We start from the raw sequence: 14,379 nt of genomic DNA, 5'->3' as shown, positions 1-14,379 counted from the left end.
GCCGGTGGTGCCCTGGCCACGCCGGCGCTTTCCACCGGTGGCGTCAGTGGCTGTTCCGGTCCGGCTCCGGGTCTATGGCGCCGGCGGTGGCGCCAGGGTGGACCGCATCTCGCACTCGACGTAGCCCATCGAGGAGCCGGGTCAGTGACTCCGGGTCGAGCTGCCCCGTGAACCACTCCTCGATGTTTCGTAGGTGATCCGGGAGTACGGCCTCGGCCGCTCCCGGCCCGATTTCGTGGCCACGGCGAAGGAGCTACGTCGGTCGGCGGGGCAGGCACGCCGGGCGAGGAGCCCATCGCGTTCCATCCGGTCCACCACGCGGGTCGTCCCGCTGGTGGAGAGGGAGGTCTGTGCGGCGAGATCGGTCATTCGAAGCTGATTTTCAGGTGAGCGGGCGAGCCGGGTGAGCACCTCGAATTCCACCGGGGAGAGGCCGTGCTCCTCGAATTGGGCGGCGAACCGGGCCAACAGCCCCGCGTGCGCCTCGACAAGTAGACCAACAGCGGTGATCCGGGGGTCGTCGAACGCATTCTGGTCCACCGGCTGATACTACCAGTAGTTGATCAGTGAAATATTGCTGCGAGCAATATCTGCTGAGCGCGTATCTACAAAACAAGCATCTTTGTGGATGGTGCACGTGACCAGGCTCGGTGGGCTCGTGTGTGCCGGGCTCTGGCCCGCTGCCTCGGCCACTCTTACCGTGGAGGGTTCACAATGCGCTGCGGAGCGGCATCGCTCCGTCACCTCGGGCGCCGGGAGGATACATGGGCACGGATGTCACGCGGGGCGCCTTCTCCCGGGAGGATCGGATCCGCTATCGGCGCAAGGTGCGCCGCTGCCTGGACGTCTTCGCCTTGATGTTGGACGACTTCGGGTTCGCTGCCGACCGGCCAATGACCGGCTTGGAAATCGAGCTGAACCTGGTCGACTCCGCCGCCGAACCAGCGATGCGGAACGAGGAGATTCTCGCCGACATCGCCGACCCGCTCTTCCAGACGGAGCTGGGGCAGTTCAATCTCGAGTTGAACGCCGTCCCCCGGCTGATTGAGGGCGCCGGCTTCACCGGCTACGAACAGGATCTTCGTGGCAGTCTTGCCCGTGCCGACGCGTGGGCGGCCAAGTCTGACGCAAAGATCCTCCTGGTGGGAATCCTGCCCACCCTGACCGAGGGGCACCTGGTCGTTGACAACCTCTCCACCAACGAGCGCTACCGGGTGCTCAACGACCAGATCGTTGGAGCGCGTGGCGAAGACATCGAGCTCGACATCCAGGGGGTCGAGCGGCTACAGACCCACACCGACTCGATCGCGCCCGAGTCGGCCTGCACCAGTCTGCAGTTTCACCTCCAGGTCGCGCCGGACAGCTTCGCTGACTACTGGAACGCCTCACAGGCGATCGCCGCCGCCCAGGTGGCGACCGGCGCCAACTCTCCCTATCTGTATGGCCGACAACTCTGGGCGGAGACCCGGATCGCGCTGTTCCAACAAGCGACCGACACCCGGCCAGATGAGTTGAAGGCGCAGGGTGTCCGTCCTCGGGTCTGGTTCGGCGAGCGGTGGATCACCTCGATTTTCGACCTCTTCGAGGAGAATGTCCGTTACTTCCCGGCGCTGTTGCCGATCTGCGAGGAAGAGGACCCGGTGGAGGTGCTGCACGGCGGGGGTGTGCCGCAACTCGGCGAACTCCGCCTGCACAACGGGACGGTCTACCGCTGGAACCGGCCGGTCTACGACATCACCGAGGGGCGTCCGCACCTACGGGTGGAGAATCGGGTCCTGCCCGCCGGTCCGACCGTGATCGACATGCTGGCCAACGCCGCCTTCTACTTCGGATCGGCACGAGGGCTGGCGGAGGCGGACCGTCCGGCGTGGAGCGAGCTGCCGTTCAGCTCGGCGGAGGAGAACTTCCACTCCGCCGCCCGACGCGGCATGGACGCCGTGGTGCACTGGCCGCAGCTCGGTGAGGTGCCGGTCGCCGAGCTGGTCCTCGACGTGCTGCTGCCGCAGGCGGCGGTCGGTCTCGACCGGTTCGGCGTGGCTCCCGGTGAGCGGGACCGGCTGCTCGGCGTCATCGAGCAGCGTTGTCGGACCGGGCGTAACGGCGCGGTGTGGCAGGCGGAAACGGTGTGGGCGGCCGAGCGGCACCGGAAACTCGACCGCCCGGCCGCCCTGCACCACATGGTCCAGCGGTATGCCGAACTTCAGCGCAGCAACGAGCCGGTGCACACCTGGCCGGTCGATTAGTTGGCCGGCGGGCGATCGTACGGCCTTCCGGTCGGAGTGTCGGGGACGATGGTGACCGAAGGCTTGGGGGCAGACCCCGATCCGGCGCGGTGCTCGGCGCCACGGTCAGCTGGTGCGGCGGGGGGACCGAGGCCGGGGCGAGCCCGTCTCCGTCGGCTCCTGCACGGCGGGTGCCGTGTTCGGTGCCGGTGCCGGTGCCGGTGCCGCGTCCACGCTGCGCTGAACCGGCACTCCGGCCGTGGTGTCCGCCTGCGTAGTGCGGGGACGTCGGCTGCTTGATCCGCGTGCCCGGCGGCGAGGGGTAGCCGTCGCGCCGGTCGATCCGTCCGACTGTGGGGCGGTCGGTGGCTCGGTCGGCTGGGGGGAATCGGCTGGAGCCTCCGCCGGCTGGGGGGAATCGGCTGGAGCCTCCGCCGGCTGGGGCGAAACTCCCCGCCGTCGGCGGTCGGCCCGTTGGCCGAGCGTGGCGACCAGCGCTGAGCCCCCAAGACCGATGATGACCGCGTACGGGGCGATGAGGTGCGCCGACGCCTGGCCGGGAGCGAGGTCCGCCAGCCCCGGTACGGCGAGCAGGTAGACGACTGCGACGAGGAGCGGGCCGGCTGCGCCGGAGGCGGTGGTGCCAACCCGCTGGTCGGGGTTCCGGGCCGTGCCGCGGGCGACCAGTATGCCGATGAGGAGGGCAGAGCCGAGGGACAGCAGCGCACCCGGCCAGTAGAACCAGTCGCGGAGCCACAGCTCGCTTCCGCCGACGCTGAGTTGCCAGATGCCGAGCTGGGCGGTATTCAGCCCCTGCCCCGCGATGACGCCGTCCACAACGGCCACCACTGCGAGCAGCCACAGCCAGCCGACGGTCACGATCACGTTGGTGGCGGCGGCCCGGGAGTGCAACGCCCATCCGGCGATGGCCACGCCGACCACGATGCCCAGGGCGGCGTATCCAGCGGCGACATCCCGGGGTGCGGCGACGCCGGGTACCACGGCCACCCGGGCCGGTACGGCGGTCAACAGGACCGTGATCAGGGCGCCGATCCCGGCGGCTCCGGCGAGCGCCAGTTTGCCGAGCGCCCCGTCGGATTCACCCGGGTTGTCCTGGCTCCACTTCGCCGTCTCCCGGGTGGTCGGTGCGGCGGTCTCGGGGCCGCTCGGGTTGTCGGCTGTCGAGTCCGCTCCCGAGTGTTCGCTGTGGCTGCTGGTCGGCGGGTGGTCCACCGGGCCACGACGGCGGAGGTGTTGTGCGCAGACCGCACCGGCCACAGTAGAGGTAGCGGCGATCCAGGTGGCCCAGATCAGGCTGGCGGTCCAGGCGGTGACAGCGGCACTCTGATCGGGCGGTGGGGCCCAGTTGATGATGCCCAGGCCGTACCCGAAGCCCAGCGCGGCGGCGCCGGCCCCGGCGGCGGTACCAAGCGCGGTCATGATCGATATTGCCCAGCCGCGTCTCGCCATGCCGGCGAGCGTAACGTCCTGTGGTCGGGGCGGGGAGTACCGAGCCCAAATTCTTACGTAGAGTAATTACAGCGGGATGGTTTGGTTGTGGGGGTTGACACCGACCGGGCCGTGGTGAGCCGATTCCCGCCGTCCCCCCTGCTCGCCAGCTAGGTTGTCGTCAGGCAGCGAGGGGGGACGTGGGATGAGCGACGACCGAAAGCCCGCCGCTGACGGGCCGGACGACGAAACCCGCCCGCTGCCGGCGGATCAGACCGGGCCGCTGCCGCCTGCTGACCAGACCGCGCCCCTGCCCCCCACCGGAGGGCCGGCGGCATGGTCCGGGCGTGCGGGCGTGCCGCCGCCGCGCCCGCCGGAGTACCAGGAGGAGGCCGGGTGGTACGCGGAGCCGAACGGGCGACCGTGGTGGTCACCGCTCCTCTGGGGAGTGATTCTCCTGCTGCTCGCCGGCTTCGGCGTCGGTCTGTGGCTCACCCTTGGTGCCGGCGACGACGAGCAGGTCAACCCCGGCTCCTCGCCGTCGGCTACCACGCCACCGGCATCGCCGACGCCAACGTCCCCCATGCCAACGTCCGCCGCGCCGACCACGACCACGCCGACCACGACCACGCCGACCTCGGTCGCGCCGACCACTCCGTCGCCGACAGTGGAGCCGGGTGAGGTCCCGATGCCCCCGGTGGTCGACCTGCCACTGGCGACGGCCCAGGCGCTCCTGGACCAGATCGGACTGGCGTACCGGGTCCAGTATCGGACTGCGGATCAGCCGCCCGGCATCGTGATCGGGACGGAACCGCGAGCGGGTGTGCTGGTGCCGGAGGGGACAGCGGTCGTCCTGGTGGTGTCGATGCCCGGACCGTCGTCAGGGCAGCCGACGCCCGCTCCCACCCCCACCGGCTGACCGGACGTTCACGGCCACCCCACCGGCTGACCGGGCGGCTCCCAGGTTCAGGATTCTGGCAGGTCAGCCCACGCGGGCTGGGGTCCGCGCCAGCGGTCGGCGCGGTGTCCCTACGGTCTGTGGGTGGCGTTGCGGCGCGGGCTGGATCTGGTCCAGTCCTCCCTGCTGTACGAAGATCGACCGTCGGCTGACCGCGTCCCCCGATGCGTTCAACTCGTAGCCGTCGAGCCAGAGCCAACCGTCGTAGGTCGGCCAGTCAAGGACCCGGATCACCCGGAAGGCGATGGGTCGGAGGAATTGGACACTCGCCGCGCGAGTCACGTGCAGTACGTCACCGGTGCGGGGAAGCACATGGGCTCCTGGGAAAGAGGGCCGGCGGAGGCGCCGGCGGGAGTTGTCGGGGGACATGTGTTGTCGGCCTCGGGGTGGTGCCCCGCCGGCTGGCGTTTGTTGGTGCCTGACCGCAGGATCACCACGGTGTGAGAGCGGAGTAGGACTCTACGTGATCCGCCATAGGGAATAGAGTGCATCAGTGACGTGCGACATGCAAGTTGCATGTCGGTTGTTGCCGATGGGTTGTCGGTCCAGAGCGATGCAATGCTTGAGCTGTTCGTATTCGGGCGGCACACTGAGGGCCGGGTTCGCCCCGCCGCCATCCGCCGCCGCGAGCCCGTCCACCGTCGTGCCCTCCCCGGCGCGACGGCCGAGCCGGGAAGTTGTCAAGGTGGAGGGGGACGGGTGGCAATGACCGCGAGATTGAGTCCGGGGTGGCACCGTGGCTGAGCGGCGAAGCCCGACGATCCGCCGCCGGCGGCTGGGCGCGGAACTCCGTCGGCAGCGTGAGGGTGCGGGAATCACCATCGAGTCGGTCGCCGAGCAGCTCGAGTGCTCGGCCTCGAAGGTCTCCCGGATCGAGACCGGCCACACCACAGCGACGCCCCGCGACGTCCGCGACATGCTCCGGATCTACGGCGTGGTGGGCGCGGAGAGCGACGAGTTGGTGCAGATCGCTCGCGAGGCCCGGCAGAAGGGCTGGTGGCATCCGTACAGCACGGTTCTGGTTGGGGCGTACGTCGGCCTGGAGGCGGCGGCCAGCTCCATCCGTGCCTACGAGCAGCAGGTCGTGCCGGGTCTACTGGAGACCGAAGAGTATGCGAGCGCCATGATCCGTGCTGCGCGACCGGACTTCACCGCAGAGCAGGTCGCACAACGTGTCCGTGTCCGATTGGGTCGTCAGTCGTTGCTGACTCAGGATGATTCAGTCGATGTGTGGGTGGTGCTCGATGAGGCAGTGGTGAGCCGGCCGGTGGGTGGGGACACGGTGATGCGTGGTCAGCTCAGGCGGCTGTTGGAAGTAACCGAACTACCGAACGTGACGTTGCAGATCCTGCCGTTCGAGGTGGGTGCGCATGCGGGCATGGACGGGACCTTCAGCATCCTGAGCTTCCCCGAACCCAGTGATCCGGATGTTGTGTACGCGGAGAACGCTACGGGTGGGCTCTTCCTGGAGAAGAGCGACGAACTGCAGAAGTACAGCTTCATCTTTGATCACATCCGCGCGGCTGCCATCAGTCCTGAGGAGTCCATGGCACACATCGCGAAACTGGCAGAGGAGCCGTTGTGGAAATGGCGACCAAGGAGTTCCCTGTGGACCTGACGCAGGGCACCTGGTTCAAGAGCTCGAAGAGCGGGCCAAACTGCGACAACTGCGTTGAGGTGGCGTACGTACCGGGGGCGGTCGGCGTGCGGGACTCGAAGGACAGGTCCGGTCCGGCCCTGGTCTTCAGTCAGGGTGACTGGCGTTCCTTCGTCAGCAACGCGCGAGGCGGTGCCTTCGACCCGCGCTGACGAGGAGCGACGCCCCCGCCCGGCTTGTCCGGGCGGGGGCGTCGGCTTTCCTGGGGCCGTCACCCTCCGTGTGGGCCGGTGCGGCTTGCCCTTCGGGACATCCCGTCATGGTATGCACTAATTGCTATGTATAACTCTCTGCTCGGGCAACCTGTCCTTATTGTCAGGTCTGCATCTTTCGATTAAAGTTTCGCTTTCGAAGGCGTTCGACGCCTTCGGAAGGAGGCAGAGGAGATGGGTTTATCTAGTAGGTCGGTGCTTGTCGGGTTGACCGCGATAGCCATGGTGGGGCCAGCGCTTCCGGCTATGGCGGCTGAGTCGGTCGGTGTGATCCGTAGCGCCGGGGGTGCTACCGCGGTCGCTGACAGCTACATCGTGGTCTTCAAGGACAGTGCGGTGAGTCGTGCCGCGGTGGAGACGTCGGTAGACCATCTGCTGGATCGGCATGGTGGTCAGGTGGCACGGACGTTTGCCGCGGCACTCCGCGGAGCAGAGGTGCGGATGGATGCCGCTACGGCGGCCCGGATGGCGGCCGACCCGACCGTGGCCTACGTCGAGCAAAACCACACGGTGTCTGTGGCGAATACCCAGCTCAACCCTCCGTCTTGGGGTTTGGACCGGGTGGATCAGCGTGACCTGCCGCTGGACAACTCGTACACCTACCGGAACGACGCGCTCTACACGCGCAGCTACATCATCGACACCGGCATCCGCGCCACCCACCAGGACTTCACCTCCCGGGTCAACTGGGGCACCAACACGGTCGACAGTATTGACACCGACTGCCACGGGCACGGCACGCACGTCGCCGGCACCGTCGGCGGTGCGGAGCACGGCATCGCCAAGTTGACCAGGCTGGTGGCGGTGAAGGTGCTGGACTGCACGGGCATCGGCACTCTGGCGGGGGTGATCGAAGGCGTTGACTGGGTCACCGTGGACGCGCAGGAAGGCCCCAGAGCCGTGGCGAACATGAGCCTGGGCAGTGTTGCCAGTAGCGCGGTGGACGACGCGGTGAGTAACTCGATCGACTCCGGCGTCACCTATGTGGTGGCGGCGGGAAACAGTAGTGATGATGCCTGTAACTACTCGCCGGCGCGGGTCCCGGAGGCGATCACTGTCGGGTCGACGACCAGTAGTGATGAGCTGTCCTGGTTCTCCAACTACGGTAGCTGCCTGGACATCTTCGCGCCGGGTTCGTCGATCACCGCGCCCTGGATCGACAGTGACACCAGCACGAATACGATCAGCGGTACGTCGATGGCCGCGCCGCACGTCGCGGGTGCCGTAGTGATGGTGCTCTGGGATGATCCGTTTGCCACCACGCAGGAAGTTCGGGACGCACTGGTCGACAACGCCACCAACGGCGTGATCGACTCCCCGGGTGCTGGCTCGCCGAACAAGCTCCTCTACATCGAGTGAGGGCGACGCCCTGACGGTTTCAGCCTGGTGTCCACGGGCCCCTTTCGGTGAGTGACCGGGAGGGGCCCGTGGGCGTTCCCCGTCGCCACATCGGTTCCGTCTCGTTGAACCCGTCGGTGCGCCATATGGCTAGTGCCCGCCGCACCGATCGGCAACCGAACGAAGTAGGCGAGACGGATGACGACGATCGGGTCAGAGAACCTCCCCAACGGTCCGGGCAAGCCGGAGCGGTTCGGTGGCAAGTACCGCGGGACACGCCGGGATACGGTGCTCACTGAGGTGGTGTCGCCGGACGGTGAAGCCGGCGAGCGGCAGGACGGGTCCCCACCTCAGCGACCCGCTCCACCCCAGCCCCTGACTTCGCTCGACCCGGATCCGTCGACTGGGCCGGGCGTTCCGGCCGACCGCTGGCCGACTGGTTCGGTGGAATCGTTGGTCGATCACCCGTTGCTGCGCGGTCTCCTGCTGGAACTACCACCGAAGGGCAGTGTTCCACCGCCGGGTTGGCTGGATCGCTGGTTCGAGGCGACCCGGGCCATTCTCGAACTTCTCTACGTGCAGGGCCCGGGGCGGCCCCGCTGACGGTTGTTTCGCGCTAGGGCGCCGCTCAGGCCGCCAGTCGGTGGTGCTGATCGCCGGTGCCGGGCGGGTGCACCCGTGCGGCAGCGAACGCCGGTGAACGCCGGTGCCTCCGTCCTCCGGTAGCCGGTATCACCGTGGCCGTATCGGTGATCTTCCAGGTAACTCCACGCGTGGGCGGTGACTCGATGTGTTGATTTCTCGTCTCCCCGCCGATTACTCTCATTGATGGATTGGCATCTATCGATCGACTCGTTGGGAGTCGGTGGACCTCGATGCCAGCCGGAGGGAGACAGAGGAGATGGGTCTATCCCGAAGGTCCATGTTCGTCGGACTAGCCACGATGGCCATGATGGCGTCCGCAGCCCCCGCTATGGCCGCTGAACCGGTTGGTGAGATCCGTAGTGCGGGGGGTGCTACGGCCGTAGCCGACAGCTACATCGTGGTCTTCAAGGACAGCGCGGTAGGCCGCGGTGCGGTCGAGCGGTCAGCCGATCGCCTGGTGGACCGGCACGGTGGCCAGGTAGCCCGGACGTACACCGCAGCCCTCCGCGGAGCCGAACTGCGGGTGGACGCTGGTGCCGCCGCTCGGATCGCGGCCGACCCAGCGGTGGCCTACGTCGAGCAGAACCACCAGGTGTCGATCACCGACACCCAGAACAACCCCCCGTCCTGGGGCCTGGACCGGGTTGACCAGCGCGACCTGCCGCTGGACAACTCCTACACCTACCCGAACACCGCCAGTGACGTGACCGTCTACATCCTCGACACCGGCATCCGCACCACCCACCAGGACTTCGGTGGTAGGGCCACCTGGGGCACCAACACCGCCGACAACAACGACACCGACTGTAACGGGCACGGCACGCACGTCGCCGGCACCGTCGGTGGCACGGCACACGGCGTCGCCAAGGAGACCAACCTGGTAGCGGTGAAGGTGCTGAACTGCGCGGGTAGCGGCACCTGGGCCGGGGTCGTGGCCGGCGTCGACTGGGTGACCGCGAACGCGGTCCAGCCGGCGGTGGCGAACATGAGCCTCGGTGGCGGTGCGAACAGTGCGTTGGACGACGCGGTGACCAACTCGATCGACTCCGGTGTCACCTACGCGCTGGCGGCGGGTAACAGCAGCGCCAACGCCTGCAACTACTCGCCGGCGCGTACCCCCGACGCGATCACCGTCGGCTCTACCACCAGCAGTGACGGACTGTCCTGGTTCTCCAACATCGGAACCTGTCTGGACATCTTCGCGCCGGGCTCGTCGATCACCGCGCCGTGGATCACCAGTGACACCAGCACAAACACGATCAGCGGCACGTCGATGGCATCGCCGCACGTCGCGGGTGCCGCGGCACTGGTCCTGTCGGCCAACCCGTCGTACACCCCGCAGCAGATTCGGGATGCGCTGGTCGACAACGCCACCGACGGTGCGATCGGCTCCCCGGGCAGCGGTTCCCCGAACAAGCTCCTCTACGTCGGTGACGGTGGTACCACGCCGCCTCCGCCGCCTCCGCCGCCGGGCTGCTCCGGCACCAACGACACCGACGTGTCGATCCCGGACGCGGGCTCCGCGGTGACCAGCTCGATCACCATCGCCGGCTGCGACCGGGACGCCACCGCCTCCTCGACCGTGGCGGTGGACATCCCCCACACCTGGCGGGGTGACCTCGTCATCGACCTGATCGCGCCGGACGGCTCGTCCTACCGGTTGAAGACCAACGACCTGTCCGACTCCGCCGACAACGTCAACGAGACCTACACGGTGAACCTCTCCAGCGAGGCGGCCGAGGGGACCTGGAAGCTTCAGGTCCGCGACGTCTACCGCCGGGACACCGGCTACATCAACACCTGGACCCTGACGGTCTGATCTGATTTCACCGGGCGGGGCCCCTTTCCGGAGACTCCGGGAGGGGCCCCGCGCCACCCCTGGCGCGGTGACTCGACGTGTTGGTTTCTCTCTCATGCTGACTACTCATCATCACCGAATTGGCAGCTGACGACAGGTTCGCCGGGAGCCGGTGGACTTTGATGCCATCCGGAGGGAGACAGAGGAGATGGGTCTATCCCGAAGGTCCGTGTTCGCCGGATTAGCCATGATGGCCATGGTGGCGTCCGCAGCCCCCGCTATGGCCGCTGAACCGGTTGGTGAGATCCGTAGTGCGGGGGGCGCTACGGCTGTAGCCGACAGCTACATTGTGGTCTTCAAGGACAGTGCGGTCGGCCGCGGTGCGGTCGAGCGGTCGGCTGATCGCCTGGCGGATCGGCATGGTGGCCAGGTAGCCCGGACGTACACCGCAGCCCTGCGTGGGGCTGAACTGCGGGTGGATGCTGGTGCCGCCGCTCGGATCGCGGCTGACCCGGCGGTGGCCTACGTCGAGCAGAACCATCAGGTGTCGATCAATGGCACCCAGGCCAACCCGCCGTCTTGGGGTTTGGACCGGGTTGATCAGCGGGATCTGCCGTTGGACGACTCCTACACGTATCCGAACACTGCCAGTGACGTGACGGTCTATATCCTCGACACTGGTATCCGTACTACTCACCAGGACTTCGGTGGTAGGGCTTCCTGGGGTACCAACACCGCCGACAACAACGACACGGACTGTAATGGGCACGGTACGCACGTGGCCGGCACTGTCGGTGGTACGGCATACGGTGTTGCCAAGGAGACCAACCTGGTAGCGGTGAAGGTGCTGAACTGCGCGGGCGGCGGTACTTACGCTGGGGTTATGGCCGGTGTCGACTGGGTGACCGCGAACGCGGTCCAGCCGGCGGTGGCGAACATGAGCCTTGGTGGCGGTGCGAACAGTGCGTTGGACGACGCGGTGACCAACTCGATCGACTCCGGTATCACCTACGCGTTGGCGGCGGGTAACAGCAGCGCCAACGCCTGTAACTACTCGCCGGCGCGTACCCCCGACGCGATCACCGTCGGGAACACCACCAGCACCGATGTCAGGTCCTCTCGCTCCAACTACGGCCCCTGTCTGGACATCTTCGCGCCGGGTTCGTTGATCACCGCGCCGTGGATCACCAGTGACACCAGCACGCGTACGATCAGCGGCACGTCGATGGCCTCGCCGCACGTCGCGGGTGCCGCGGCGATGGTCCTGTCGGCCAACCCGTCGTACAGCCCGCAGCAGATTCGGGACGCGCTGGTCGACAACGCCACCGACGGTGCGATCGGCTCCCCGGGCAGCGGTTCCCCGAACAAGCTCCTCTACGTCGGTGACGGTGGTACCACGCCGCCTCCGCCGCCTCCGCCTCCGCCGCCGGGCTGCTCCGGCACCAACGACACCGACGTGTCGATCCCGGACGCGGGCGGCCCGGCGACGAGCTCGATCACCATCGCCGGCTGCGACCGGGACGCCGCCGCCACCTCGACGGTGACCGTGGACATTCCGCACACCTGGCGGGGTGACCTCATGATCGACCTGATCCCGCCGGACGGCTCGTTCTACCCGTTCTACATCTTGAAGATTCCCAAGCTGTCCGACTCCGCCGACAACGTCAACGAGACCTACACGGTGGACCTCTCCAATGAGGCGGCCGACGGCACCTGGCAGCTCCAGGTCCGCGATATCTATCGCAGGCACATCGGCTACATCGACACCTGGACCCTGACGGTCTGATTCGATCTCACCGGGCGGGGCCCCTTCCCGGAGATTCCGGGACAGGGCCCCGTACCGTGCCGAAACCTTCCTCAGACCGCGAAGCTGGTGGGCTGCTCGGTGGCGGCTTCCGGCGGCTCCGCCTTCCACAGGCCGGTCTTCTGTGCGGCGAGCCGGGCCAGGTAGGCCGGGTTGAGGATCACGTAACGGCGCCAGAGGCGCTTCGGTTCCAGGCCGAGTCGCCAGAGCCACTCCAGGCCGGCCCGCTGCATCCACGGTGGCGGCTGCCGCAGCAGACCCGCGTGGTAGTCGAAGGCCGCGCCGACCGCCATCAGCGGCATGTCCAGCAACGGTCGCATGGCGTACGCGAAAATCTCCTGCCGCGGACAGCCCAGCCCGACCAGCACGAGCCGGGCCCCGCTGTCCCGGATCCGATCGGCGATCTCGACAGCCTCGCCGGGTTGCACCGGTCGGAACTTGGACGGCTCCACCCCGGCGAGTTTCAGCGCGGGAAACATGCGCTCCAGGGCCGGCACCAGCGTTGCGAGCGTCTCCTCGGTGGAACCGTAGAGATAGACCGGAAGGCCCTCGTCGGCGAAGCGGGACAACACATGCAGGGTGAGCGTCGGGCCGTAGACCCGGTCGGTCAGCCCGGCCCGGTACAGCACGTTGAGCGCCCAGCGCACCGGCTGTCCATCCGGAGTGACCACGTCGAACGAGTTCAACCGGGCATTGTGTGCGGGGTCGAGCACACCGGTCATCACGCCGTGTACGGCCAGGGCGGTCAGCGCCAGCGGCTGCCGCTCGTGCGCCGCGGTCACGACCGTCTCGGTGGCGGTGGCGTAGTCGGTGACATCAACGAGGACGCCGAGCACGTTCCGCTTGCCCCGGGGGGTCATGACTGCGGAACCCACGTGTCGACGTTGGCCTCGTAGATCTCCCGCATGATCATGGGCACGTCGTAGACCTGCTTCCAGTCCGGGTAGTCGGCGTGGAAGGCTTCGTTCGAGCCGATCCACCACTTGTGGTCGCCGATTCGGTTCGCCTCGACGTACTCGGAGTCCATCTCCTGCCCGGTGATCTGCTGGGCCAGGGCGAACGCCTCGCGCATCGAGGTGTTGGAGTGCCGGCCGCCGCCCAGGTTGTAGACGGCGGCGGAGCGCGGGTTACGGAAGAACGACTCGAACGCCGAGACCACGTCCGAGCTGTGGATCGCGTCCCGGACCTGCTTGCCCTGGTATCCGAAGATCTTGTATTTCCGGCGTTCCATGTTGGCCCGCATCACGTACCCGAGGAAACCGTGTAGCTCGGTGGCGGCGTGCGCGGGCCCGGTCAGGGTGCCACCGCGGAAGCAGGCCGTCTGCATGTCGAAGTAACGGCCGTACTCCTGCACCATCACGTCCGCCGCCACCTTGGAGGCGCCGAAGATCGAGTGCAGGCAGGCGTCGATCGACATGTCCTCCCGGATGCCCTGCTCGTACGGATGCCCGGGCTCGATCTCCCACCGGGTCGCCAACTCGACCAGCGGCAGGCTGTTCGGCCGGTCCCCGTAGACCTTGTTGGTGGAGCAGTGGATGACCGGCGCCTCGATGCAGTGCTCGCGGACGCTCTGCAGCACATTGAGGGTGCCGGCGGCGTTGACGTCGAAGTCGGTGAACGGGTCGCGGACGGCCCAGTCGTGCGACGGCTGTGCGGCGGTGTGGATCACCACGGCGGTGTCGCGGCCGTACCGGCGGAAGAGCTTCGCGAGTGCGTCCCGGTCGCGGATGTCGATGCTTTGGTGCGTGTAGGCGGCGCCCAGCTCCGCAGTGAGCCGCCGGACGTTCCACGCGGTCGAGGCCTCCGCGCCGAAGAACTCCTGCCGCATGTCATTGTCAATTCCGACGACATCGAGACCGAGGCCGGCAAAATGCCGGACCGCTTCGGAACCAATGAGACCGCCCGATCCGGTCACGAATGCGACACTCACACGTCACTCCTGGTCCGTCGGAGTCAAGAACGATCGGAGCATAGCGTGACGTACGACGTGCCCCGAGACGGCGCGAGGGCCCCGCTACTGCGGAGCCCTCGTCTGGTGGGGAAGGGGGGAGTTGAACCCCCACGCCCTTTCGGGCACACGGACCTGAACCGTGCGCGTCTGCCATTCCGCCACTTCCCCGTGGCTTCAACCGGAGACACCTGGTGCCCCGGCCCTCCGGCTGCACCGCCGGGCTCGGGACATTCTACGTGGCTCCTCGCACTTGCCACCAACGGTTACCCTCGTAGGACGGCCACCGTTTGTGGCGGACGAAAGACTAGCACGACGGAACCGGCCCGCCGAACGGGCCGGGACAAG

General features: G+C 67.6%; 11 protein-coding genes, 1 tRNA gene and 2 pseudogenes. 8 read left to right on the top strand and 6 right to left on the bottom strand.

Going from position 1 to position 14,379, the window contains the following annotated elements:
- Positions 1-43: 43 nt before the first annotated feature.
- Positions 44-540, bottom strand: a pseudogene (locus T398_RS10205) (MarR family winged helix-turn-helix transcriptional regulator).
- Positions 541-764: 224 nt separating this feature from the next.
- Between T398_RS10205 and T398_RS10200 the strand changes: the two are divergent.
- Complete coding sequence (locus T398_RS10200) at positions 765-2,243, top strand: glutamate-cysteine ligase family protein (protein WP_496446118.1); 1,479 nt, start codon at positions 765-767, stop codon at positions 2,241-2,243.
- Between the two features lie 105 nt (positions 2,244-2,348).
- Here the strand turns inward: T398_RS10200 and T398_RS10195 are convergent, their stop codons facing one another.
- Positions 2,349-3,662, bottom strand: coding sequence for a hypothetical protein (locus T398_RS10195; protein ID WP_496446355.1), 1,314 nt, complete (start codon positions 3,660-3,662; stop codon positions 2,349-2,351).
- 214 nt (positions 3,663-3,876) lie between these two features.
- Between T398_RS10195 and T398_RS10190 the strand changes: the two genes are divergently transcribed.
- Entirely contained in the window at positions 3,877-4,590 is a 714-nt protein-coding gene (locus T398_RS10190) for a PASTA domain-containing protein (RefSeq protein ID WP_496446116.1), read from the top strand.
- Between the two features lie 63 nt (positions 4,591-4,653).
- On the opposite strand, the gene T398_RS10185 is transcribed toward T398_RS10190, so the two are convergent.
- Positions 4,654-4,941 carry a hypothetical protein gene (locus tag T398_RS10185; RefSeq protein WP_496446115.1) on the bottom strand — a complete coding sequence of 96 codons (288 nt, stop codon included), beginning with the start codon at positions 4,939-4,941 and terminating at the stop codon, positions 4,654-4,656.
- A 424-nt stretch (positions 4,942-5,365) separates the two neighbouring features.
- On the opposite strand from T398_RS10185, the gene T398_RS10180 reads away from it, so the two are divergent.
- The 6 genes and pseudogenes from T398_RS10180 to T398_RS10155 all read left to right on the top strand — a co-directional run bounded on the left by T398_RS10180 (position 5,366) and on the right by T398_RS10155 (position 12,065).
- Complete coding sequence (locus tag T398_RS10180; protein ID WP_496446114.1) at positions 5,366-6,247, top strand: helix-turn-helix domain-containing protein; 882 nt, start codon at positions 5,366-5,368, stop codon at positions 6,245-6,247.
- Positions 6,217-6,438, top strand: a complete 222-nt coding sequence (locus tag T398_RS10175; RefSeq protein WP_496446354.1) for a DUF397 domain-containing protein — start codon at positions 6,217-6,219, stop codon at positions 6,436-6,438. Before T398_RS10180 ends, T398_RS10175 begins: the two co-directional genes overlap by 31 nt.
- A 234-nt stretch (positions 6,439-6,672) precedes the next feature.
- A pseudogene (locus T398_RS10170) lies at positions 6,673-7,851 on the top strand (S8 family peptidase); the annotation flags it as partial.
- 183 nt (positions 7,852-8,034) lie between these two features.
- On the top strand, positions 8,035-8,439 hold the full coding sequence (locus tag T398_RS10165) for a hypothetical protein (RefSeq protein ID WP_496446113.1): 405 nt from the start codon (positions 8,035-8,037) through the stop codon (positions 8,437-8,439).
- A 298-nt stretch (positions 8,440-8,737) separates the two neighbouring features.
- A complete protein-coding gene (locus T398_RS10160) occupies positions 8,738-10,300 on the top strand; it encodes a S8 family serine peptidase (protein WP_496446111.1) in 1,563 nt (520 codons plus the stop codon).
- 187 nt (positions 10,301-10,487) lie between these two features.
- Positions 10,488-12,065 carry a S8 family peptidase gene (locus tag T398_RS10155; protein ID WP_496446109.1) on the top strand — a complete coding sequence of 526 codons (1,578 nt, stop codon included), beginning with the start codon at positions 10,488-10,490 and terminating at the stop codon, positions 12,063-12,065.
- 71 nt (positions 12,066-12,136) lie between these two features.
- Here T398_RS10155 and T398_RS10150 read toward each other — a convergent pair whose 3' ends face one another.
- From T398_RS10150 to T398_RS10140, 3 genes are all read right to left on the bottom strand, one after another.
- Positions 12,137-12,943 (bottom strand): WecB/TagA/CpsF family glycosyltransferase, encoded by an 807-nt coding sequence (locus tag T398_RS10150; protein WP_496446353.1) that lies wholly within the window; start codon positions 12,941-12,943, stop codon positions 12,137-12,139.
- Positions 12,940-14,013 carry an NAD-dependent epimerase/dehydratase family protein gene (locus T398_RS10145; protein WP_496446107.1) on the bottom strand — a complete coding sequence of 358 codons (1,074 nt, stop codon included), beginning with the start codon at positions 14,011-14,013 and terminating at the stop codon, positions 12,940-12,942. The genes T398_RS10150 and T398_RS10145 overlap by 4 nt, the downstream gene beginning before the upstream one ends.
- Positions 14,014-14,116: 103 nt before the next feature.
- Positions 14,117-14,202 (bottom strand) — tRNA-Leu (locus T398_RS10140).
- Positions 14,203-14,379 lie beyond the last annotated feature (177 nt).

This window comes from Salinispora goodfellowii, from assembly GCF_059570675.1.
Note: the sequence above shows the minus strand (reverse complement) of the source record. Positions and strands in the feature narration are given on the sequence as shown.

What these genes read in the sequence shown, in the direction of transcription:
- T398_RS10160 (WP_496446111.1), top strand. Translation starts at nt 8,738, where the DNA reads ATGGGTCTATCCCGAAGGTCCATGTTCGTCGGACTAGCCACGATGGCC.
- T398_RS10195 (WP_496446355.1), bottom strand. Translation starts at nt 3,662, where the DNA reads ATGACCGCGCTTGGTACCGCCGCCGGGGCCGGCGCCGCCGCGCTGGGC.
- T398_RS10150 (WP_496446353.1), bottom strand. Translation starts at nt 12,943, where the DNA reads ATGACCCCCCGGGGCAAGCGGAACGTGCTCGGCGTCCTCGTTGATGTC.
- T398_RS10200 (WP_496446118.1), top strand. Translation starts at nt 765, where the DNA reads ATGGGCACGGATGTCACGCGGGGCGCCTTCTCCCGGGAGGATCGGATC.
- T398_RS10175 (WP_496446354.1), top strand. Translation starts at nt 6,217, where the DNA reads ATGGCGACCAAGGAGTTCCCTGTGGACCTGACGCAGGGCACCTGGTTC.
- T398_RS10190 (WP_496446116.1), top strand. Translation starts at nt 3,877, where the DNA reads ATGAGCGACGACCGAAAGCCCGCCGCTGACGGGCCGGACGACGAAACC.
- T398_RS10155 (WP_496446109.1), top strand. Translation starts at nt 10,488, where the DNA reads ATGGGTCTATCCCGAAGGTCCGTGTTCGCCGGATTAGCCATGATGGCC.
- T398_RS10165 (WP_496446113.1), top strand. Translation starts at nt 8,035, where the DNA reads ATGACGACGATCGGGTCAGAGAACCTCCCCAACGGTCCGGGCAAGCCG.